We start from the raw sequence: 22,112 nt of genomic DNA on the forward strand, positions 1-22,112 counted from the left end.
GGCGAATGGGCCGTATTGCAGGGATTGATCGGTCAGTCTGTTGTTGAGCTTTTCGCGGTGTTCGTGGTGGCTGAACCCTGCCAGTGGCGCTGGCAGGTCCTTCTCGGTGACGCTGTGCTGTTGTCCGCCTCCGGGCTGCTTCAGGCCCTTCGTTCTGGAGGACGTGCCCGGAGCCTAAATGGTTCATGCCTCGAAGGGAACGTGATGTGTGTGTCACCCGGACGTGTTATCGAACAGGATATCGAAAATGGGCTAGCATGGCGGATCTCCTGATCCGTCGCCTGGGTCGCGCGACACGTGCTGTCCTGGGCCTCGGTACCCTCTGACGCGGCACTCCAGCCGTCTCAAGCAGAATTCAGCGAGGAGCGAACCGCGTGACCGCCGATATGTCCGTGCCGTCCACCGCACTGCTGACCGGGGCAGACCGGGACGGAGGCTCCAATTACACCGCGCGGCACCTGCTTGTCCTCGAAGGGCTGGAAGCGGTACGCAAGCGCCCGGGCATGTACATCGGCTCGACGGACAGTCGTGGCTTGTTGCACTGCCTGTGGGAGATCATCGACAACTCGGTCGACGAGGCGCTGGGCGGCTACTGCGACCGCATCGAGGTCACCCTCCACGAGGACGGTTCCGTCGCTGTCAGTGACAACGGCCGTGGCATTCCGGTCGATGTCGAGCCCAAGACCGGGCTCTCGGGTGTCGAGGTCGTGATGACCAAGCTGCACGCCGGCGGAAAGTTCGGTGGCGGTGCCTACGCGGCGTCCGGTGGTCTGCACGGTGTGGGCGCCTCCGTCGTCAACGCGCTCTCCTCGCGCCTGGACGTCGAGGTCGATCTCGACGGCCGGACGCACACCATCAGCTTCCGGCGCGGAGTGCCCGGGATCTTCACCGAGTCGGGCCCGGACGCGCCTTTCGACCCGGCATCCGGTCTCCTCAAGGGCAAGAAGGTCCCCAAGACCCGCACCGGCACCCGGGTGCGGTACTGGGCCGACCGGCAGATCTTCCTCAAGGACGCCAAGCTCTCCTTGGAGACGCTGTACGGGCGTGCCCGGCAGACGGCCTTCCTGGTGCCCGGCCTGACTCTGGTCGTGCGCGACGAGCGCGGGCTGGATGGCGAGGGGGCCACCGAGGAGACGTTCCGCTACGACGGCGGCATCAGTGAGTTCTGTGAGTACCTCGCGCCCGACAAGCCCGTCTGCGACGTGGTGCGGCTCCAGGGGCAGGGCACGTTCAAGGAGACCGTGCCCGTCCTGGACGAGGTCGGCCACATGATCCCCACGGAGGTGCAGCGCGAGCTGGGCGTGGACATCGCGCTGCGCTGGGGCACCGGATACGACACGACACTCAAGTCGTTCGTGAACATCATCGCCACTCCCAAGGGCGGCACTCATGTGTCCGGATTCGAGCGTTCGGTCACCAAGACCGTCAACGAGGCGCTGCGGTCCACGAAGCTTCTGCGGGTCGCCGACGATGATGTCGTCAAGGACGACGCGATGGAGGGCCTCACCGCCGTCGTGACGGTACGACTGGCCGAACCCCAGTTCGAGGGGCAGACCAAGGAGGTGCTGGGCACCTCGGCCGCCTCGCGGATCGTCTCGCAGGTCGTCACCAAGGAGCTGAAGGCGTTCTTGACGTCCACCAAGCGCGACGCCAAGGCGCAGGCCCGTTCGGTGCTGGAGAAGGTCGTCGCGGCGGCGCGTACGCGGATCGCGGCCCGTCAGCACAAGGAGGCCCAGCGCAGGAAGACCGCGCTGGAGTCCTCGGCGCTGCCCGCCAAGCTCGCGGACTGCCGGGCCGACGACATCGACCGCACCGAGTTGTTCATCGTCGAGGGCGACTCCGCGCTGGGCACGGCCAAGGTCGCGCGGAACTCGGAATTCCAGGCGCTGCTGCCGATCCGCGGGAAGATCCTCAACGTCCAGAAGTCCTCCGTCTCCGACATGCTCAAGAACGCGGAGTGCGGTTCGATCATCCAGGTCATAGGAGCCGGGTCCGGGCGGACCTTCGACATCGACCAGGCCCGCTACGGCAAGGTGATCTTCCTCGCCGACGCGGATGTCGACGGCGCGCACATCCGCTGTCTCCTGCTCACGCTCTTCCAGCGCTACATGCGGCCCATGGTCGAGCAGGGCCGGGTCTTCTCGGCGGTGCCGCCGCTGCACAGGATCGAGCTGGTCAACCCCAAGAAGGGGCAGGACAAATACCTGTACACCTACTCGGACAACGAACTGCGGCAGACCCTGCTGGAGCTGGAGCAGAAGAAGGTGCGCTACAAGGAGTCGATCCAGCGCTACAAGGGCCTGGGCGAGATGGACGCCGACCAGCTCGCGGAGACCACCATGGATCCGCGCCACCGGACCCTGCGACGGATCAACATCAGCGACCTGGAAGCAGCCGAGCAGGCGTTCGATCTGCTCATGGGCAGTGAGGTGGCCCCGCGCAGGGAGTTCATCAGCTCCTCCGCCGCCACGCTGGACCGCTCGCGCATCGACGTCTGAGGTACTACCGCGCCGCGTTCACTCTCGGCCGGTAGCCCCCTCCCGTACGCCCGTCCGAGCCGTTCGTCCCTTTCCCGTCGCGTCACGTGAAGGGGCGAAGCGCTCGGAGCGCAGCGAACGTCACGGCGCCGTGGACGTGCCTCGGAGACGGAGGCGCGCTTCCTCACGGGCTTACCGGGCTGACCGGGCTCACGGGCGGTGGGGCGGTGTAAGCGGCGGCGGGACATCCTCCGGATGAAGGGCCTCCGGAAGCGTGACGGTGAACTCCGCACCACCATCCGGTCCTTCGCCGACCTTGGCGGTACCCCCGTGCCGTTCGGCCAGCCGCCGCACCAGCGCCAGGCCGAGGCCGCGTTTTCCGTGCGCCGGAGGCTCCTTGGTGGACCAGCCCTCGGCGAAGACCGCCTCGCGGCGCTCGGGCGGAATGCCCGGCCCGTTGTCGCTCACCCGGAGGGTGACGCCGGTCGGCAGCGGGCCGGAGTCCTCCCGCTGGGGCGGGGACTGCGTCGGTACGAGGGTGCCGGGTCTGCCGCGGCGGCCCTCCGAGCCGTCCCGGGCCCGACCGCCGTACTGAACGCCGTCCAAGGCGCCGTCGCCGCCGCTGACAACTTCGGCGTCGCCGGTGCCGTCATCGTCCGGGGCCGGCTCGGCTGTTCCGTCCGGCCCTCGCGCCGATGGTCCGGTGGGCGGCGGCTCCTCGTGCACCTGGAGCGTGACCTCCACCCGGCCCCGGCCCCCGGGCGAACCGGATACCGCGTCCAGGGCGTTGTCCACGAGGTTCCCCAGCACCGAGGCGAGTTCGGGCGGATCGACCAGACGGTCGGGCAGCAGGGTGTGCTCGGCGAGACGGAGGGCGACCCCGCGCTCCGCGGCCACCGTTGCCTTGCCCACGAGCAGCGCGGCCAGGAGGGGGTCCCGCACCCGTTCGGATATCTCCTCCGCCGTGGCCCGGTGCTCCCCGACCGTTTCGCTCAGGTATTCCACCGCGTCGTCGTACATGCCGAGCTGAAGCAGACCGAGCAGGATGTGCATCCGGTTGGCGTGTTCGTGATCCTGGGCGCGGAGTGCGTCGATGAGGCCCTGGGAGCCGTCCAGTTCGCGGCCCAGCAGCTCCAGCTCGGTCCTGTCGCGCAAAGTGGCGACCGCACCGCCGTCGTCGGTGGGCATCCGGTTGGCGACCAGCACCCGGCCACCGCTGACGGTCAGCAGGTCCGCGCCCGGCACCTCGCCGGCCAGCACCCTTGCCGTCCGGCCCGGGCCCAGGGCTTCGTGGGGGGACAGGCCGATGTGCTTCGGCCGCAGGTCGAGCAGCCGGTGCGCCTCGTCGTTGACCAGCCGGATCCTGCCCTTCGCATCCAGCGCGACGACGCCCTCCCGGATGCCGTGCAACATCGCCTCCCGCTCGGCCAGCAGCGCGGTGATGTCGGAGAAGGCGAGGTCGTGGGTGCGCTTTTGGACGCTTCTGAAGATGAGCAGGGCTGCCAGCGCGCCTACCCCCAGAGCGCCTCCCGCGTAGGCGAGCAGGCCGGGGACGGACCGGATGAAGCGGTCCCGGACGCTGTCGTAGGCGATGCCGACGGATACGGCGCCCACCACGCGGCCCTGCCCGTTCCGCAGGGGGACCTTGCCCCGTGCGGAGCGGCCGAGGGTGCCCTCGTCAATGTGGTGGACCTCTTTCCCGGCCAGCGCGGGACCCGGATCGGTGGAGACACGTTCGCCGATACGGGCGGGCTCCGCGTGTGACCACCGGATGCCGCGAGTGTCCATCACCACGATGTAGCTGGCGCCCGTGGCGCGGCGTACCCGCTCGGCGACACGCTGGACCGGGCCGTTGCGGGTGGGGCGGGCCTCTTCGGTGACGAGGTCGTCCAGGCCCGGCTCGGCGGCTGTCGCCTGTGCGATGGCCAGCGCGCGCCGCGCCGCCTGGTCGTCCAGCTGCGAGCTGAAGGGCGCCAGGAAAAGTCCGGTGGCCACCGCGGTCACCCCGGTGACGACCGCCAACTGCATGAGCAGAACCTGCGAGGAGAGCCGCCGTGGCCAGCCGAAGCGGCCGAGACGGCCGGATCGACCGGGCCGACCGGGACGCCCGGACCGAACGGGCGGGCCGGGGCGGTTCGGGGGCTCCGGTGAGCGGCGGTGTGCGGCGTGCGGGCCGGAGAGGGACACGGGCGACCTCACGGCGGGAGGAGTGAGCGGGGAGCGGGTCGAACGAGTGCAGCGAAGTGCAGGGGAACGCAGGGAAGTGGAGGGAGTGGGTCAGGGGGTCGGGGGCCGACCGGAGGCGCGAAGGGCTGTGCATCCGGATGAGCGCATCCGGCATCCGGTGCATCCGGTACTCGGACGCTATCCGGCGGACCCCCGCATGCGCACCTCCCGGCTTCGCGCACCCCGCTGACCTGCGCCGTCACGGGCCGGGCGGCGATTTGGGCTGGGCGGCGACGTGGGCAAGCGTCAGGCCCGGTCCCTCCGGGCGGCGTGCCATGACGCGCCGCATCGGAGCTATCCCGGTGGCAGTGTCTCGAAACGTTCGACGTCCATCCGGATGGCCGGAGTCGGGGCGGCGCCGCAGCTCGCGGACAGGGCGGGACCGTCGTCGGCCTCGGCCAGGACAACGCGCCAGCGGCGTCCGTCCACGTGCCCGACGGTCACCTCCCAGCGGGCCCTGTCCGGTTCTTCGGCCGAGGCCAAGGCCGGGGCCGAGGTGGACGTGGACGTGGAAGTGGCCGTGGAGGCGGGTGTGGTGGCCAGGACGGTCAGCGCGGCGGCGCGGATCTCGCCGGTGCGTTCGCGTACGGCCAGGTCGGCGGCCTGCCCCGGACGGTCCCAGGCCGAGCGTCCGCGACAGCCCTCGGTGAGCACGTGTCCGTCTCGTACCGCGTCCAGCACGCCCTTGACCGCCACTGCGCCGAGTCGGCCATAGGCGTACCCGTAGGGCAGCACCAAGAGGGTGGGGGCGAAGCGGTGGCCGCCGATGTGGCTGATCTCCCAGACGTTCGCCGCACCGGATGCTTCAAGTTCGGCGGCCAGCGGCCTGCCCAGCAGAGCGCAGCAGCGGTCGCGCTTTCCGTTGGTGCAGACGAGAGCCAGGGGATCGCCTTCGTAGGGCCGCCACCCGGGGCCGAGACCCGCCGCACGGGTGTCGGAACGGGCATGGGAACGAGAACCGGAGAGAGGCCCGGGGGCCTGGGCCGCGTGGCGTCCGTCGGGTGGCTGGATTTCCATGGCCTGCCCGGTCCCGTCGGATCCCGGCCGGGCGCTGTGCCCGTCCAGCGCGGCGAAGTCAAGTGCGCGCAGCGCCTCCAGCCCTCCCCCGGCCGGGAGCCGCGCCGTGTATACCCAGGAGTCGCCGGGCACCGTGCGGGCCAGAAAGACGTGGTGGTGTCCATGGCCGTCCGCGCTGTCGGCCTGCCTGCCCGGGCGGCGGATGAGCGCGACGCGTGCGCCGTGCGCGCTCGCCGCCGTCTCCAGGGCCTTGCCCAGCGCGGGGTCGAGGTGGCTCTCGGCCAGCGCCCGCTTGCCCCAGGGGCCGGGCTGTTCGATCAGCAGCCACGTGCGGGCTGTCGCCGCCGTCCCCGCGAGGGGTTCGGCCAGTGTCCGGGAGGCCGCCGCGCATGTCGTCACAAAGGCGACCCTAACCTGGGTTCCCGGCTGCGGAGCGGACACGCGCCCCTGCTCGCCGGGCCGCCCCGCATGGTCAGGAGCCGGGGCCCGGGGCCGGGGCCTGGGCCCGGGCGGCCCCGGGTTCCTGGAGGCGGTCCGCCGGTCCGCCGGTCCACTGGCCGCCGGTCCACCGAGCCGCCGGGCCGGGCCGCTCGCGGGACCGACAGCCCCCGCCGCCCGCCACCGGGCACGCGGCCTCGGTTACGATCGGCAGCCGTCCGGCGACGGCCGGGAGGGAGGCCGGAAGGCGCTCGGGGCGCCTGCGGGGCTCCAGGAGGATGCCTGCGGCTGAAGGAGAAAGGGCACACGGCGTGGACAGTGCGGCGGGCAGTGGGCGCGGCGCGGTGGACGGCAGGATTCCGGTCATCATCCTCGCCGGATTTCTGGGCTCGGGGAAGACCACCCTCCTCAACCACCTTCTACGGCGTAGCAGAGGCACCCGTATCGGGGCGGTCGTCAACGACTTCGGCAGCATCGAGATCGATGCCATGACCGTGTCCGGGCAGGTTGATTCGATGGTCTCCCTGGGGGACGGCTGCCTGTGCTGTGCGGTTGACACCAGCGACATGGACGAGGTACTCGACGTGCTCGCCCGCCCCTCCCCCGGCATGGACGTGGTGGTGATCGAGGCGAGCGGGGTGGCCGAGCCCGAGACGCTGATCCGGATGATCCTCGCGAGCGAGAGCCCGCACATCGTCTACGGCGGGCTCGTCGAAGTCGTGGACGCCGCCGAGTTCGACGCCGTCCGGGAACACCATCCCGAGCTGGCGCGCCATGCGTCGGCGGCCGACCTGCTGGTGCTCAACAAGGCCGACCGTGTGGACGAGGAGCGGCAGCGCGCGCTGCGCGGGGAGTTGGAGCGGCTCAGTCCGGGCACACCCGTCGTTCCGGCGCGCCACGGCCGGGTCGATCCGGCACTGCTGTTCGACCGGGTGCGGCGTGAGCGTGCGGCCGTCGAGCAGCTGTCGTTCGACTCCCTCCTTTACGGCGACGAGGAGGAGGAAGAGAACGGGGAGGCTCCGGGGGGCGCGCACGGCGCGGGGCAGGATCACTCCGGGCACCTGCACGCCGCCTACGAGGCGGTCGAGTTCAGCTCGGACGCGCCCATGGATCCCCGTCGCTTTCTCGCCTTCCTGGACAGCAGGCCGGCCGGGCTCTACCGGATGAAGGGCTTTGTCGACTTCGGCGCGGCCGATCCCGCACACCGGTACGCGCTCCACGCCGTCGGCGGCTTCCTGCGGTTCGCGCCCGCGCCATGGCCCCGGGGGGAGGAGCGGGAGACCCAACTGGTCATGATCGGCTCCGGTATCGACGCGGCGGCCCTGCGCAAGGGGCTCGACGCGAGTGTGAACCATTCCGGGGCGGGCGACCCGCAGGCCATGTGGGGCATCCTCCGCTACGTGGACGCCGAGACGGACGACGATCCCAGCGACCCGGACATCGCTGCCGGGCGGGGCGACTTGGCCCACTTCGACGATCCCACCGAGCCTGACGATCCCACCGAGCCTGACGACTCCGCCGGCCTGGCCGAGCCCGGCGACCCCGCCGCGCCCGACGGCTTCGGTGCCTCCGGCGCCCCCGACGACACAAGCCAACTCGACCCGCGCTGAGCCCCCCGTCGGCCTCCGCCCTGGCCTCCTTGCCGCGTCGGCTCCTTGCGTCTTGGTGTTCATGTGCCTGCCCTTGCGCCGTCGTCCGCGAGGTCTCCATTCACGGTCGGCAACTGCCTGTCCAGGCTCACCTCTTCGCGCAAGGAGGCCCTGGCGCGACAGCCGCACTGTCACGCCAGGGCCTCCCTCATGGCGGTCGCCGCCGGAGCCGGTTCCTCGGTCAGGGCGCAGAGACTCCGCTACAGGTCGTCGGACCCCCACGCCTCACACGGGCCCGGCCACAGCCGCCACCGGCTTTTCCAGGGGCAGGCCGGAGCCGTCGCGGCGCGGGTCCGCCTCGGGCAGCTCCAGCGGGGCACCGGCCTTGGTGGCCGCGTGCGCCGGGGTGGGGCCCGCCCAGGCGAGCCGCAGTTTGTCCTCACCCTTCAAGAACCGCTGGCAGCGCACACCACCTGTCGCACGCCCCTTGCGCGGGTACTGGTCGAAGGGCGTGAGCTTGGCAGTGCTCAGCGAGTCGTCCAGAGTGCCCTCCGATCCGGCGGCGGTGAACACAGCGGCCTCGACGGCCGGATCGACCGCGCCGAAGAAGAGCACCTTTACCCCCTCGGCGAGCTTGATGCCCGCCATTCCGCCCGCCGGGCGGCCCTGCGGGCGCACTTGGCCGGCCGGATAGCGCAGCAGTTGGGCCTCGTCGGTGATGAAGACCAGGTCCTCCTCGCCGGTGCGCAGCTCGGCACCGCCGACCACACGGTCGCCGTCCCTGAGCGTGATGACCTCCAACTCCTCCTTGTGCGGGGGGTAGTCGGGCACCACGCGTTTCACTACGCCCTGTTCGGTGCCGAGGGCGAGCCCCGGGGAGGACTCGTCCAGTGTGCTGAGGCAGATCAGCGTCTCGTCGCTCTCCAGCGAGAGGAATTCCGCGACCGGCGCTCCGCCCGCCAGGCTGGGGGAGGAGGCGGTCTCGGGCAGCTGGGGCAGGTCCACGACCGTCAGCCGCAGCAGCCGTCCGGCCGAGGTGACAGCGCCGACCTCGCCCCGGGTGGTCGCGGGCACCGCGGAGACGATCACGTCGTGCTTCTGGCGCTTGGCCGGCTCGGCGAAGCTCGTCTCCCCGTTCGCCGTGCGCGCCAGCAGGCCCGTGGAGGACAGGAGCACGCGGCAGGGATCGTCGGCGACCTCCAGTGGAACGGCGACCACCGGTGCCTCGGCGGAGTCCAGCAGCTCGGTGCGGCGCGGTGTGCCGTACTTCTTGGCGACGGCGGACAGCTCGGAGGAGACGAGCTTTCGCAGCTCTGCGTCCGAGTCCAGGATCTGGGTCAGCTTCTCGATCTCGTCCTTGAGCTTGTCCCGCTCGTCCTCCAGCTCCAGGCGGTCGAATTTGGTCAGGCGGCGCAGCGGGGTGTCGAGGATGTACTGGGTCTGGATCTCGCTGAGTTCGAAGCGGGAGATGAGGGATGCCTTGGCATCCGCCGAGTTCTCACTCGACCGGATGATTCTGATGACCTCATCGATGTCGATCAGCGCCACCAGAAGGCCCTCGACGAGATGCAGCCGGTCGCGCCGCTTGCCGCGCCGGAACTCGCTGCGGCGGCGCACCACGTTGAACCGGTGGTCTACATAGACCTCCAGCAGCTCCCTGAGACCGAGCGTCAGCGGCTGGCCGTCCACCAGCGCGACGTTGTTGATGCCGAAGGACTCTTCCATCGGCGTCAGCTTGTGGAGCTGGGTGAGCACGGCCTCGGGGTTGAAGCCGTTCTTGATCTCGATGACCAGACGCAGCCCGTGCTCGCGGTCCGTGAGGTCCTTGACGTCCGCGATGCCCTGGAGCTTCTTGGAGTTGACCAGGTCCTTGATCTTGGAGATGACCTTCTCGGGGCCCACGGCGAAGGGCAGCTCCGTGACCACGAGGCCCTTGCGCCGCGCGGTGACCTGCTCGACGGTGGTGGTGGCGCGGATCTTGAAGGTGCCGCGTCCGGAGACGTAGGCGTCCTTGATGCCCTCCAGGCCGACGATCTTGCCGCCGGTCGGCAGGTCGGGGCCGGGAATGAAGCCCATCAGGGTCTCCAGGTCGGCACCCGGATGCTTGATCAGATGCCGGGCCGCGGCGATGACCTCGGAGAGATTGTGCGGGGGCATGTTCGTCGCCATGCCGACGGCGATGCCCGAGGAGCCGTTGACCAGCAGGTTGGGGTACGCGGCCGGCAAGGTGACCGGCTCTTCCTCGCTGCCGTCGTAGTTGGCGCCGAAGTCGACGGTCTCCTCGTCGATCGACTCGACCATCAGTCCGGCCGCGGGGGCCGACCTGCACTCCGTGTAGCGCATCGCGGCCGGCGGGTCGTCGTTGCCCAGCGAGCCGAAGTTGCCGTGCCCGTCCACGAGCGGCAGACGCATGGAGAAGCCCTGCGCCATGCGCACCAGCGCGTCGTAGATCGGGGAGTCACCGTGCGGGTGGAGCTTTCCCATCACCTCCCCGACCACGCGCGCGCACTTCACGTAAGAGCGGTCGGGGCGCAGGCCCATCTCGTGCATCTGGTAGAGAATCCGGCGCTGTACGGGCTTCATCCCGTCGCGGGCGTCGGGGAGCGCGCGCGAATAGATCACCGAGTACGCGTACTCCAGATAGGAGCCCTGCATCTCGTCGACGACGTCGATGTCGAGGATGCGCTCCTCGAAGTCCTCTCCGGGCGTCGTCCCGGGCGTACGGCTCTTACTGCGGCGGGCCATCGCGGCTGCGGCTCCTTCGCTGCTTCGTGCTGCTTCGCTGCGTCTTCGTGTGCGCTGCGGCTCGTGTCTCGTGCGCGTGTTGTGGTGCGGTGCTCGGTGCGGGTGCTTGGTGCGGGTCGTTTTGTGCGAGTGCTTCACGCCGGAGCTCTGTGCCGGTGCTTCGGCGCTCCGGCGCTTCGGCCGTCACGGCTGTGACGCGGACCATTGTGGACCGCCGCACTGACAAGCGGCTCCCCGACCCGGCGTACACGGAGCGCCGCGAGGTAGACCGTACGGGAACTTCGCACGTTGTCCGCGTGGTTGCATACAGTGACAGGGCCGTCCGCAGCGCGCGGCGCGCAGACGGCCCCCGCAGTTCCCGGCGCCCCGCCGGGAATCCCCCGCGATCGAAGGGACTCCACGCCCATGGGTCACACGGCCACGCCCCCGCCGGCCACCGGTGGGCTGACAGCGACGGAGCACCGGCTGGCCAACGGCCTCCGAGTGGTGCTTTCCGAGGATCATCTGACCCCGGTCGCAGCTGTCTGCCTCTGGTATGACGTCGGCTCCCGCCACGAAGTGAAGGGCCGCACCGGCCTCGCGCATCTCTTCGAGCACCTGATGTTCCAGGGCTCGGCCCAGGTGAAGGGCAACGGGCACTTCGAACTGGTGCAGGGCGCGGGCGGCTCCCTCAACGGCACCACGAGCTTCGAGCGCACCAACTACTTCGAGACCATGCCGACCCACGAGCTGGAGCTGGCGCTCTGGCTGGAGGCCGACCGGATGGGCTCGCTGCTGTCGGCTCTGGACGAAGAGTCGATGGAAAACCAGCGCGACGTGGTCAAGAACGAACGCCGCCAGCGTTACGACAACGTCCCGTACGGCACCGCGTTCGAGCGGATGACCGCCATGGTCTTCCCCGAAGGCCACCCCTACCACCACACCCCCATCGGCTCGATGGCCGACCTGGACGCGGCCTCCCTGGAGGACGCGCGGGAGTTCTTCCGCACGTACTACGCGCCCAACAACGCCGTGCTCGCCATCGTCGGGGACATCGACCCGGAGCAGACGCTGGCCTGGGTCGAGAAGTACTTCGGCTCGATCCCCGGGCACGGGGGCAAGCACCCGCCGCGCGACGGCTCCCTGCCGGAGGTCATGGGCGAGGAGCAGCGCCAGGTCGTCGAGGAAGAGGTGCCCTCACGCGCGCTGATGGCCGCCTACCGCCTCCCGCACGACGGCACCCGCGAGGCGGACGCCGCCGACCTGGCGCTGACCGCGCTGGGCGGCGGGGAGTCCTCGCGGCTCTACGCCCGGCTGGTGCGGCACGACCGCAGCGCCGTCGCCGCCGGATTCGGGATGCTGCGCCTCGCCGGTGCGCCCTCGCTCGGATGGCTGGATGTCAAGGCATCCGGTGGCGCGGAGGTCGCCGACATCCAGGCCGCCGTCGATGACGAGCTGCGCCGCTTCGCCGAGGAGGGGCCGACCGAGGAGGAGATGGAGCGTGCGCAGGCCCAGTTGGAGCGCGAGTGGCTGGACAGGCTCGCAACGGTCGCCGGGCGCGCCGATGAACTGTGCCGCTTCGCCGTGCTGTTCGGAGACCCGCAGCTGGCCCTGACAGCGGTCGGCCGCGTCCTGGAGATCAGCCGCGAAGAGGTACGCGCCGTCGCGGCACAGCGGTTGCGCCCGGACAACCGCGCCGTGCTCGTCTACGAGCCGGTCGAGTCCGGTGAGCAGGCGGAGGCCGCCGAGCACGGGGAGAGCACGGCGCAGGACGCGAACGCGGCGCACGTGGAGAACGACAACGAGGAGACCGGTCAGTGAGCGACACCGGAGCGGGCGCAGTATCCGCAGCACCCACAGCGTCCAGCATGGACTTCCACCCCCAGCCCCGGAGCGGCACCCCCAAGCCGTGGGCCTTCCCCACCCCCGAGCGCGGCACCCTGCCCAACGGGCTGACGCTGCTGCGCTGCCACCGCCCCGGCCAGGAGATCGTCGCCGTCGAGGTCAACCTCCCGGCGCCGCTGGACGCCGAGCCCGACGGCCTGGACGGGGTCGCCACGATCATGGCCCGCGCGTTCAACGAGGGCACGGACAAGCACGACGCGGAGGAGTTCGCCGCCGAGCTGGAGCGCTGCGGCGCCACGCTCGACGCACACGCCGACCATCCGGGCGTGCGCGTCTCCCTGGAGGTCCCGGTCTCCCGGCTGCCCAAGGCACTGGGCCTGCTCGCGGACGCGCTGCGCGCCCCGGCCTTCCCCGACAGCGAGATCGAACGGCTGGTCGCCAACAGGCTGGATGAGATCCCGCACGAGCTGGCCAATCCGGCCAGGCGCGCGGCCAAGGAGCTGTCGCGCGAGCTGTTCCCCGCCGAGTCGAGGATGTCGCGCCCCCGGCAGGGCACGGAGGAGACGGTGCGGCGCATCGACGCGCCCACCGTGCGCGCCTTCTACGAGGCCCATGTGCGCCCCGCGACGGCCACCGCCGTCGTCGTGGGCGACCTGGAGGGCGTGGATCTGGATGCCGCCCTCGCCGACACCCTGGGCGCCTGGACGGGGACGACGGCCGAGGCCCGCCCGATGCCGCCCATCTCGGCGGACGACAGCGGGCGCGTCATCATCGTCGACCGGCCCGGCGCCGTGCAGACCCAGCTGCTCATCGGCCGCATCGGGCCCGACCGGCACGACAGCGTGTGGCCGGCCCAGCTCCTCGGGGTGTACTGCCTGGGCGGCACCCTCACCTCGCGGCTGGATCGCGTGCTGCGCGAGGAGAAGGGCTACACCTACGGAGTGCGGGCCTTCGGGCAGGTGCTGCGCTCCTCGGCGGAGGGCACGGGCGCCGCGCTGCTGGGCATCAGCGGCTCGGTGGCCACGGATGTCACGGGTCCGGCGCTGGCCGACCTGTGGCAGGTGCTGCGCGTCCTGGCCGCCGAGGGGCTCACGGACGAGGAGCGCGATGTGGCCGTGCGTAACCTGGTGGGCGTCGCGCCGCTGCGCTACGAGACGTCGGACGCTGTCGCGGGGACGCTGGCCGATCAGGTCGAGCAGTTCCTGCCGGACGACTTCCAGGGCCGTCTCTACGCCCGGCTCGCCGAGACGGGCACGGTGGAGGCCACGGCCGCGGCCGTCAACGCCTTCCCGGCCGACCGTCTGGTGACCGTGCTGGTCGGTGACGCCTCCCAGATCGCGGACCCGGTACGCGAGTTGGGGATCGGCGAGGTGAAGGTCGTCACCGGCTCCTGAGCACTGACGGCGGGCCCGGATGCCGGGCCGGTCGGGCGGGTCCGGAAGGGGGCGACGTGAGTGGAACGTCCCCTTCCGGGCCCCCTTTCGGGCCCTGTCAAATGTCCGGTTCTCGCCCGGGTATGACCATATGGGGTGTGGCGTGCGTGACAAACCCGGGGATTTGTTTGCCGCTCAGAAGTGGGCCCGTTTAGCGTCATTGCCGCTGTTCGTCAGAAGTGACCGCGCCCGCGGCCGACGCACGGCGATCGCCGAGTTCCCGAGGTGCGAGCCGAGGGGAGCCGGGGACCCAACGCAGTCCCTGGGGTGAATCGGGCCGCCTCGCCAGAGGCAGCCCGTAGGAGACCTTCCTGCTCCGAACCCGTCAGCTAACCCGGTAGGCGAGAAGGAAGGAAAGGAGTACGCCTCTCCATGGCGTTCACCCGTCCCACCGGGAAGCACCGACGTCCCGGCAAGGTCCGCAGGGCCGGTGCCGGAGCCGCAGGCATAGCCGGGCTCGCCACTGTCGGCGTCGTCGGAACGCTCGCCTCCCCGGCTCTTGCCGCGAGCGGTGAGCAAAGCCGCGTCCACGAGACCGGTCTCGATGACGCCTTCAGCATCAGCGGTCAGATCTCCGAGACCCTGGACGACCAGGCGCACACCCAGGCCATCGAGGTCGAGAAGGCGCAGGCCGAAGCCAGGGCGAAGGAAGCCGCGGCCAAGACCAAGCTGGCGGCCAAGAAGAAGGCCGACGAGGCCAAGCGCAAGGCGGCGGCCGAGAAGGCCGAGAAGGACCGCGACGAGAAGGTCAAGGCGGCCCGTGCGGCCGACGCGAAGCGTGCCAAGCTGAGCGGCTACGTCCTCCCCGTCGACGGTTCCTACGTCTCCACCGGATACAAGACCGGCGGCAGCATGTGGTCCTCCGGCAGTCACACCGGTATCGACTTCCACGCGGGCATGAACACCCCCGTCAAGTCGGTCGCGGCAGGCGAGGTCGTGGAGGCCGGCAATGGCGGCGCATACGGCAACAACATCGTGATCAAGCACAAGGACGGCACGTACACGCAGTACGGCCACCTCAACTCGATGAGCGTCTCGGTCGGTCAGAGCGTCACGGCGGGCCAGCAGATCGCGCTGTCCGGCTCCACCGGCAACTCCTCCGGCCCGCATCTGCACTTCGAGGCCCGCACCGGCCCCGACTACGGCTCGGACATGGACCCGATCGCCTATCTGCGCAGCCACGGCCTCAAGGTCTGAGACCCGGGCCACTTCGCGCCGGACACACGCCATCCGGACACCGCGTACGCACCGCGTACCGAACCGCGTCGTTCCGAGTCGCGTACTGATCAGCCCCCGGTCACGGTGACCGGGGGCTGATCAGTCGGATGCGGCTTCGCCAAGCCGGCTCAGACGGTCTCAGGAAGCTCTTCCAGGCCCTCGGAGACCAGCTTGGCCAGACGGTCGAGAGCCTCTGCGGCGTCGTCCGACTCGGAGGCCAGGACGACCTCCTCGCCGCCCTCGGCGCCCAGCCCGAGCACACCCAGCATGGAGGCGGCGTTCACCGGGCTGCCGTCGCCCTTCTGGATGGTGACGGGGACCCCGGCGGCCGATGCGGCACGGACGAAGATCGAGGCGGGGCGGGCGTGCAGCCCCTCGGCCCAGCCGACGGTGACGCGGCGCTCAACCATGGTGTTGCCCTTCGATTCGAAACGTTGTCTAGACCAGTCTCGCACGGTGCCGGAGTGGCCCATTCCGCGATCATTCCGCAGCGCCGTCCGGCATATCCGTCGATCCCAAGGTGCGACGATACGTTGCCCGCCCGGCCGTCACGGCGGCCCCCACCGCCGTACGCTGGCCCCATGCCGAGCCCCGAGGAGCGCGCCTACCCCGCCCACTGGGAAGCCGACGTCGTCCTGCGCGACGGCGGGACGGCCAGGGTCCGGCCCATCGCGCCCGACGACGCGGAGCGGCTCGTCAGCTTCTACGAGCAGGTCTCGGACGAGTCCAAGTACTACCGCTTCTTCGCCCCCTACCCCCGGCTGTCCGACAAGGACGTCAGGCGCTTCACCCACCACGACTATGTCGATCGCGTGGGCCTCGCCGCGACCGTCGGAGGCGAGTTCATCGCCACCGTCCGCTACGACCGCATCGACGAATTCGGCAGACCCGCGGGCGACCCCGCCGACGAGGCCGAGGTGGCCTTCCTCGTCCGCGACGACCAGCAGGGCAGGGGAGTGGCCTCCGCGCTCCTCGAACACATCGGCGCCGTGGCCCGCGAGCGCGGCATCCGCCGCTTCGCCGCCGAGGTGCTGCCCGCCAACACCAAGATGATCAAGGTGTTCACCGACGCCGGATACTCACAGAAGCGCAGCTTCGAGGACGGCTCGGTCCACCTCACCCTCGACCTCGAACCCACCGAGCGCTCCCAGGCGGTCATGTGGGCCCGCGAACAGCGTGCCGAGGGCCGCTCCGTCGCCCGGCTGCTGGCCCCTGGCTCCGTTGCCGTCATCGGCGCCAGCCGTACCCCGGGCGGCGCCGGACGCGCCGTGCTGGAGAGCCTGCGCGCCGGAGACTTCGCCGGAAGTGTGTACGCGGTCAACCGCGAGCTGCCGGGCGGCCAGTCGGGCACCGGGCCGGAGGGCCCCGCCGAGTCCGCCGGCCCTACCGGCCCCGTCGGCTGTGCCGATTCCACCGGCCCCGCCGAGCTGGCAGGGGCCCCCGCCTTCCGCTCCGTGCGCGAGATTCCCGAGCGAGTCGATCTCGCCGTCGTCGCGGTGCCCGCCGAGGGGCTGCGCGCCGTCGTCTCCGAGTGCGGCGAGGCCGCCGTACAGGGCCTCGTCGTCCTCACCGACGGCTTCGGCCGCGACGAACAGCGCGAGCTGGTACGCCTGGCCCGCTCCTACGGAATGCGTTTGGTCGGCCCGAACGCGCTCGGCCTGATCAACACCGGGCCCGATGTGCGGCTCAACGCGACCCCCTCCCTCCGGATGCCCGAACGGGGCCGTACCGGAGTCTTCACTCAGTCGGGCGCCATCGGCATCGCCCTGCTCGACGGGCTGGACCGGCGCGGCATCGGGCCCTCTTCCTTCGTCTCGGCCGGCAACCGCGCCGACGTCTCCGGGAACGACCTGCTCCAGCACTGGGACGAGGATCCGGACACCGATGTCGTCCTCATGTACCTCGAATCCATCGGAAATCCGCGCAAGTTCACCCGGCTCGCCCGGCGCACGGCCGCGCGTAAGCCGGTCGTCGTCGTCAAGGGCGCCCGGCAGCGCGGCAGTGCGCCCCCGCCCGGCCACGCCGCACCGGCCACCCGCACACCGGATGCCACCGTCCACGCCCTGCTGCGGCAGGCCGGTGTCCTCATGGTCGATACCTTCACCGAACTGCTGGACACCGGGCTCCTGCTCGCGGAACAGCCCGTTCCGTCCGGGCCGCGCGTCGGCATCGTCGGCAACACCGACGCACTCAGCCTGCTGACCTATGACGCCTGCCTCAACGACGGACTGCGGCCCCGGCCGGTCGTCGCGCTCCCCGGCACCGCCGGGCCCGGCCACTTCGGCGCGGCGCTCGGCGAAGCGCTCGCGGACACCGGAACCGACGCCGTGCTCGTCACCGTCATCCCGGCAGTCCCCGCCGAACTCCCGGGCACCGCACGTACCCACGAGGCGGCCGACCCGCCGCAGGGCTACGTCGAGACGCTCGCCGAAGCCCTCCACGAGGCGACCGTGCGCCACGAGGCGACGGAGCCGGCCGCGGGCAAGCCTGTCGCCGTCGTCCACCTCGCCATGGAGGGGCTGGAGGAGGCTCTCGCGGCACGCGGGCTGCCCTCCTACCCCACCCCCGAGCGGGCCTCCCACGCGCTGGCAGAGGCCGTGCGCTACGCCCGCTGGCGGGCCGAGGCCGGTACGCCCGGCAAGGTGCCCGAGTTCGAGGTGGACGAGGCCACGGCGGCGAGCCTCCTCACCCGCGCCACCGACCGGCCCGGACACAGCAGGGCGCTCACCGACCAGGACACCGCACGGCTGCTGGACTGCTACGGCATCGCCGTCCTCCCCACCCTTCCGGCGCCCGACGCCGACGCGGCCGTCGAGGCGGCGCGCGAGCTGGGCTATCCGGTCGCGCTCAAGACCACGGCGCCCCATCTGCGGCACCGCGCGGAACTCGGCGGCGTACGGCTGGACATCGCGGGAGAGTCCGGATTGCGCCGCGCCTACGGTGAACTGACGGCCACGCTCGGCGCTCCCGGGGAGCTGCGGCCCGTCGTGCAGACCATGGCGCCGCGCGGGGTCGGCACGGTCATCAGGGGCACTCTGGACCCGGCCATCGGCGCCGTCCTCTCCTTCGGGCTCGCCGGCACCCCCTCTGAACTGCTGGGCGATACCGTGCACCGGCTCGTCCCCGTCACCGACAAGGAGGCGGCCGGACTGGTCCGGGCGATCCGCTCCGCACCCTTGCTGTTCGGATGGCGGGGCGCGGAGCCCTCCGACACCGCGGCGCTGGAGGAGGTGCTGTTGCGCGTCTCGCTGCTGATGGACGACCATCCGGAGGTCGTCACCGTCGAACTGGATCCGGTGGTCGTCGCGCCGCGCGGGGTAACAGTGCTGAGCGCTTCCGTCCGCGTCGCCGCTCCTGGGCAGCGCCCCGACCTGGGGGCGCGCAGGCTCCCGGCGTACTGAGGCGGGAGCGCGGGGAGCGGAGCGGGACGGGCCGGGGCTGCGTCGGCACCCGGGCCTTTAGGATGGCTGTTATGGCGAAGACCGGTACGACGACCCAGGGGCTGCGCGAGGCGATCGAGCGCAGTGGCTATTACCCGGCCCTCGTGGCCGAGGCTGTGGAGGCCTCGGTGGGCGGGGAGCCCGTGGCCTCCTATCTCGTGCACCAGGAGACGACGTTCGACTCGAACGAAGTCCGCCGCCATGTCACGGTCCTCGTGCTGACCCGCACGCGTTTCCTCGTCAGCCACACCGACGAACAGGCGGCCGACGACACCTCGCCCTCGCCCTATGCCACCACCTCGACCGAGTCCGTGAAGCTGGAGCGCATCTCCTCCGTGGTGCTCTCCCGGGTCGTGGCCAACCCGGAGTCCTACACTCCCGGCACCCTGCCCCGCGAGGTCGTCCTGACCATCGGCTGGGGGGCCGTCTCCCGCCTCGACATGGAGCCCGCGACCTGCGGCGACCCCAACTGCGAGGCGGATCACGGCTATACGGGCTCCTCCACGGCCGATGATCTCTCGCTCCGCGTCAGTGAGGCGGGTGACGGGCCCGACACCGTCCGTCAGACCCTCGCCTTCGCGCAGGCTCTCTCCGAGGCCACCGCCGGCACCACCCGTGTCGGGCCCCCGCAGTGACCCGAGAGCGTCACCCGCACCCGCACCCGCACCCGCACCCACGCTCCGCGGCCCCTGTCGCGGACCCGGACCGGACGGCTCCGCTCGGCGCGGCCGGGCAGGCCACCTGGTACGACGACGATGCCCCCCTCGACCCGCGCACGGCGCCCGTCCCCCGCTACGGCACGGGCTCCCTCGCCGATCTGCTGCCCTCCATCGCCGCGGGCCTCGGCGTCCCCGGCATGGCGGCGGGCCTCCCGCTCGAACCCTCCGACCGGGCCTGCGTCTTCCTGGTGGACGGCATGGGCTGGGAAGCGATCAAGGCGCACCCGGACGAGGCACCGTTCCTCACCTCACTGCTGCCGAGTTCGGCGGGGGGCACGGGTGAGCCGATCACCTCGGGTTTTCCCTCCACAACGGCGACATCCCTCGCCTCCGTCGGCACGGGCCGGGTGCCGGGGGAGCACGGGCTGCCCGGATACACCGCCCTGGACCCGGCCACCGGCCGTCTGATGAACCAACTGCGCTGGCAGCCATGGACCGACCCCCACGTATGGCAGCCCTACCCCACCGTCTTCCAGCGCGCCGACGCGGCCGGCGTGGCCACCTGTCAGGTGACGGCCCCGCACTTCGAGCACACTCCGCTCACCAAGATCGCCCTGTCCGGGGGCACGTTCCTGGGGCGCATGGCGGCCGAGGACCGCATGGATCTGGCCGCCGAGCGCCTGTCCGCCGGTGACCGCTCGCTCGTCTACACCTACTTCGCCGAGCTGGACGGCAACGGCCACCGCTTCGGCATGGACTCGGATGCCTGGCGGGGCCAACTGATGTACGTGGACCGGCTCGCGCAGCGGCTGGCCGAGCGGCTGCCGCCCCGCTCCGCGCTCTACATCACCGCCGATCACGGCATGGTCGACATCCCCGAACGGCCCGAGGCCCGGATCGACTTCGACGAGGACTGGGAGCTGAGCGCGGGCGTCGCCCAGCTCGGCGGCGAGGGCCGGATGCGCCACATCTACGCCGTGCCGGGCGCAGCCGCCGATGTGCACGCCGTCTGGCGCGAGGTGCTGGTCGGACAGGCGTGGGTCGCCACCCGCGAAGAGGCCGTCGCGCTCGGCTGGTTCGGTCCTGGTGTCGAGCCCCGGGTGCGCGGCAGAATCGGCGACGTCATCGCTGCCATGCGCGACGATGTCGCCGTGGTGGCCACCCGGCGCGAGCCCAAGGAGTCCGAGTTGATCGGGATGCACGGCTCGGCGACCCCCGCGGAACAGCTCGTGCCGCTTCTGGAGGTCCGCACCTGAAGGACCCGCAGCCGCAGGCCCGCATCCCGAGGCCGGCGCCTGACGTCCTGGGCCCGGCGTCTGAAGCCCCGCCCTGGGAGGCCGGCCCCCGCCCCCGCCCCCAGGACAGCCCGCGACCCCAGCACAGCCCCACCGGCCGGGGGAGGCCCCACGGCCGCTGTCCCGCGCCGGACTCCGACAACCGCCCCGGCCGAGGTCCACAGCGGCCCTCTCACCGCCCGCGTCCCCACACGCCCGAACGTCAGAAAGGCCGAACACGCCATGCCAGAGCTGGTGTTCTTCTCCGGAACGATGGACTGCGGGAAGAGCACGCTCGCGTTGCAGATCGAGCACAACCGCTCGGCCCGCGGCCTCCAGGGCATGATCTTCACGCGTGACGACCGGGCGGGCCAAGGCCGGCTCTCCTCCCGGCTCGGCCTGGTGGCCGAGGCCGTCGAGGTCGCCGAGGACCTCAACTTCCAGGCCCACCTGGTCCGTCATCTCACCGCGGGCGGACGCACGGACTATGTGATCGTCGACGAGGCCCAGTTCCTCTCGCCCGACCAGGTCGAACAGCTGGCCAGGGTCGTTGACGAACTGGGCATCGACGTTTTCGCGTTCGGTATCGCCACCGATTTCCGCACCCGGCTCTTCCCCGGCTCCCAGCGGCTGATGGAGCTGGCGGACCGCCTGGAGACCCTCCAGGTCGAGGCGCTGTGCTGGTGCGGCGCCCGCGCCACGCACAACGCGCGTACCGTCGGCGGCCGGATGGTCGTCGAAGGGGCGCAGGTCGTCGTCGGCGATGTGGGCGAGCCCAGCGGCGAGGTGGGCTACGAGGTCCTGTGCAGGCGCCACCACCGGCGGCGGCTGACGGCGGCCTCGGCGGGCGCCGGAGCACTGTCACCCGATGTACTGCCGGTCGACATGCCCCAGCCGCCCGCCGCGCCTCCCGCAACCGGACGCGGTACGGTCCGCCCGCAGGCCGCGGGCCTCAGCGATCCGCTTCGACCGGCCGGATCACACTGAAGTGCGCGCCTTCCAGGTCGGAGACGGCCGCCACCCGCCCGTAGGGCGAGTCGGAAGGCCCGCGCACGACCTGCCCGCCCAGTTCCCTGGCACGCAGCGCCGCGGCGTCGGGGTCGTCCACCGCGAAGTAGGTGCGCCAGTGCGGCCCCCGGTCGCGCGGCAGCGCGTCCCCGACCCCCTGGATCCCGGCCACGGGCACCCCGTCCGTGTACAGCGTCAGGTAGTCGAAGCCAGGACCTTCGACGGCGCGTGCCTCGTAGCCGAAGACCGACTGGTAGAACTTCACCACCGTCGTCGTCTCCCTGGTGACCAGTTCGAACCAGACCGGGGCGCCCAACGTCCCCACCGGTGCGGTCCCCAGGCCCGGATAGTGGGCGTCCTGCCACACTCCGAAGACCGCGCCGTGCGGGTCCGACGCGATCGCCATCCGCCCCGCCGTCTCCGCGTCCAGCGGCCCGACGGCCACCGTCCCGCCGTACTCACGCACCCGGGCGGCCGTCTCGTCGGCGTCCGCGGTGGCCATGTACGGCAGCCAGGCGACGGGGAGTTGCCTGCCGTCCGCCTTCCTGCCCAGCCCCGCGACCTCGTGTCCGTGTGCCACGGCCCGCACATACGGGCCCAGCTGCTGGGGGCCGTCGTGGAACTCCCAGCCGAACAGCTCCTGATAGAACTCCTTGCCGGCGTCCAGTCCATGCGCCATGAGGCTCGCCCAGGCGGGCGCGCCAGGTGTGTGACGTAGCCGAGTCGCTTGCTCGGTCATCTGCTTCGCTCCTTGAGACCATCAT

The 22,112-nt window shown here is 71.3% G+C and carries 14 protein-coding genes and 1 riboswitch; of the genes, 9 read left to right on the forward strand and 5 right to left on the reverse strand.

What is annotated here, in order from left to right:
- The first annotated feature begins 374 nt into the window (after positions 1 to 374).
- Positions 375 to 2,498, forward strand: a complete 2,124-nt coding sequence (locus ABD339_RS22275; RefSeq protein WP_344568183.1) for a DNA gyrase/topoisomerase IV subunit B — start codon at positions 375 to 377, stop codon at positions 2,496 to 2,498.
- Between the two features lie 189 nt (positions 2,499 to 2,687).
- Here ABD339_RS22275 and ABD339_RS22280 read toward each other — a convergent pair whose 3' ends face one another.
- Both ABD339_RS22280 and ABD339_RS22285 read right to left on the reverse strand, forming a co-directional pair.
- On the reverse strand, positions 2,688 to 4,505 hold the full coding sequence (locus tag ABD339_RS22280; RefSeq protein WP_344568184.1) for an ATP-binding protein: 1,818 nt from the start codon (positions 4,503 to 4,505) through the stop codon (positions 2,688 to 2,690).
- 492 nt (positions 4,506 to 4,997) lie between these two features.
- Positions 4,998 to 6,119 (reverse strand): ferredoxin family protein, encoded by a 1,122-nt coding sequence (locus ABD339_RS22285; protein ID WP_344568185.1) that lies wholly within the window; start codon positions 6,117 to 6,119, stop codon positions 4,998 to 5,000.
- Positions 6,120 to 6,469: 350 nt separating this feature from the next.
- On the opposite strand from ABD339_RS22285, the gene ABD339_RS22290 reads away from it, so the two are divergent.
- Positions 6,470 to 7,768 carry a CobW family GTP-binding protein gene (locus ABD339_RS22290; RefSeq protein ID WP_425576058.1) on the forward strand — a complete coding sequence of 433 codons (1,299 nt, stop codon included), beginning with the start codon at positions 6,470 to 6,472 and terminating at the stop codon, positions 7,766 to 7,768.
- A 264-nt stretch (positions 7,769 to 8,032) separates the two neighbouring features.
- On the opposite strand, the gene ABD339_RS22295 is transcribed toward ABD339_RS22290, so the two are convergent.
- Positions 8,033 to 10,492, reverse strand: a complete 2,460-nt coding sequence (locus ABD339_RS22295; protein ID WP_344568186.1) for a DNA gyrase/topoisomerase IV subunit A — start codon at positions 10,490 to 10,492, stop codon at positions 8,033 to 8,035.
- 405 nt (positions 10,493 to 10,897) lie between these two features.
- On the opposite strand from ABD339_RS22295, the gene ABD339_RS22300 reads away from it, so the two are divergent.
- The 3 genes from ABD339_RS22300 to ABD339_RS22310 all read left to right on the forward strand — a co-directional run bounded on the left by ABD339_RS22300 (position 10,898) and on the right by ABD339_RS22310 (position 14,946).
- Positions 10,898 to 12,292, forward strand: a complete 1,395-nt coding sequence (locus ABD339_RS22300; RefSeq protein ID WP_344568187.1) for a M16 family metallopeptidase — start codon at positions 10,898 to 10,900, stop codon at positions 12,290 to 12,292.
- 47 nt (positions 12,293 to 12,339) lie between these two features.
- A complete protein-coding gene (locus ABD339_RS22305) occupies positions 12,340 to 13,710 on the forward strand; it encodes a M16 family metallopeptidase (RefSeq protein ID WP_344568277.1) in 1,371 nt (456 codons plus the stop codon).
- Positions 13,711 to 13,949: 239 nt separating this feature from the next.
- A riboswitch (cyclic di-AMP (ydaO/yuaA leader) is annotated at positions 13,950 to 14,107 on the forward strand.
- A 14-nt stretch (positions 14,108 to 14,121) separates the two neighbouring features.
- Entirely contained in the window at positions 14,122 to 14,946 is an 825-nt protein-coding gene (locus ABD339_RS22310) for a M23 family metallopeptidase (protein ID WP_344568188.1), read from the forward strand.
- Between the two features lie 149 nt (positions 14,947 to 15,095).
- Here ABD339_RS22310 and ABD339_RS22315 read toward each other — a convergent pair whose 3' ends face one another.
- Positions 15,096 to 15,377: an HPr family phosphocarrier protein gene (locus tag ABD339_RS22315; RefSeq protein ID WP_344568189.1), complete on the reverse strand. Its 282-nt coding sequence runs from the start codon at positions 15,375 to 15,377 to the stop codon at positions 15,096 to 15,098.
- 171 nt (positions 15,378 to 15,548) lie between these two features.
- Here ABD339_RS22315 and ABD339_RS22320 point away from each other — a divergent pair, with 171 nt between their 5' ends.
- From ABD339_RS22320 to ABD339_RS22335, 4 genes are all read left to right on the forward strand, one after another.
- Positions 15,549 to 18,368 (forward strand): bifunctional acetate--CoA ligase family protein/GNAT family N-acetyltransferase, encoded by a 2,820-nt coding sequence (locus ABD339_RS22320; protein ID WP_344568190.1) that lies wholly within the window; start codon positions 15,549 to 15,551, stop codon positions 18,366 to 18,368.
- Positions 18,369 to 18,439: 71 nt separating this feature from the next.
- The gene (locus ABD339_RS22325) at positions 18,440 to 19,042 is read left to right on the forward strand and encodes a DUF5998 family protein (RefSeq protein ID WP_344568191.1); all 603 of its coding nucleotides are present in this window, start codon (positions 18,440 to 18,442) and stop codon (positions 19,040 to 19,042) included.
- The gene (locus tag ABD339_RS22330; RefSeq protein WP_344568192.1) at positions 19,039 to 20,322 is read left to right on the forward strand and encodes an alkaline phosphatase family protein; all 1,284 of its coding nucleotides are present in this window, start codon (positions 19,039 to 19,041) and stop codon (positions 20,320 to 20,322) included. The genes ABD339_RS22325 and ABD339_RS22330 overlap by 4 nt, the downstream gene beginning before the upstream one ends.
- Before the next feature lie 261 nt (positions 20,323 to 20,583).
- Entirely contained in the window at positions 20,584 to 21,327 is a 744-nt protein-coding gene (locus ABD339_RS22335) for a thymidine kinase (protein WP_344568193.1), read from the forward strand.
- Here the strand turns inward: ABD339_RS22335 and ABD339_RS22340 are convergent.
- A complete protein-coding gene (locus ABD339_RS22340) occupies positions 21,293 to 22,087 on the reverse strand; it encodes a VOC family protein (protein WP_344568194.1) in 795 nt (264 codons plus the stop codon). The genes ABD339_RS22335 and ABD339_RS22340 overlap by 35 nt on opposite strands.
- Positions 22,088 to 22,112 lie beyond the last annotated feature (25 nt).

Origin of the sequence: Streptomyces axinellae (assembly GCF_039532135.1) — a bacterium.
Classification (GTDB): domain Bacteria; phylum Actinomycetota; class Actinomycetes; order Streptomycetales; family Streptomycetaceae; genus Streptomyces; species Streptomyces axinellae.

Bases quoted from the DNA above. Each gene is read 5' to 3' on its own strand.
- ABD339_RS22300 (WP_344568187.1), top strand. From the start codon at position 10,898: ATGGGTCACACGGCCACGCCCCCGCCGGCCACCGGTGGGCTGACAGCG.
- ABD339_RS22315 (WP_344568189.1), bottom strand. From the start codon at position 15,377: ATGGTTGAGCGCCGCGTCACCGTCGGCTGGGCCGAGGGGCTGCACGCC.
- ABD339_RS22310 (WP_344568188.1), top strand. From the start codon at position 14,122: ATGGCGTTCACCCGTCCCACCGGGAAGCACCGACGTCCCGGCAAGGTC.
- ABD339_RS22295 (WP_344568186.1), bottom strand. From the start codon at position 10,492: ATGGCCCGCCGCAGTAAGAGCCGTACGCCCGGGACGACGCCCGGAGAG.
- ABD339_RS22340 (WP_344568194.1), bottom strand. From the start codon at position 22,087: ATGACCGAGCAAGCGACTCGGCTACGTCACACACCTGGCGCGCCCGCC.
- ABD339_RS22325 (WP_344568191.1), top strand. From the start codon at position 18,440: ATGGCGAAGACCGGTACGACGACCCAGGGGCTGCGCGAGGCGATCGAG.
- ABD339_RS22280 (WP_344568184.1), bottom strand. From the start codon at position 4,505: ATGCAGTTGGCGGTCGTCACCGGGGTGACCGCGGTGGCCACCGGACTT.
- ABD339_RS22305 (WP_344568277.1), top strand. From the start codon at position 12,340: ATGGACTTCCACCCCCAGCCCCGGAGCGGCACCCCCAAGCCGTGGGCC.
- ABD339_RS22320 (WP_344568190.1), top strand. From the start codon at position 15,549: ATGCCGAGCCCCGAGGAGCGCGCCTACCCCGCCCACTGGGAAGCCGAC.
- ABD339_RS22335 (WP_344568193.1), top strand. From the start codon at position 20,584: ATGCCAGAGCTGGTGTTCTTCTCCGGAACGATGGACTGCGGGAAGAGC.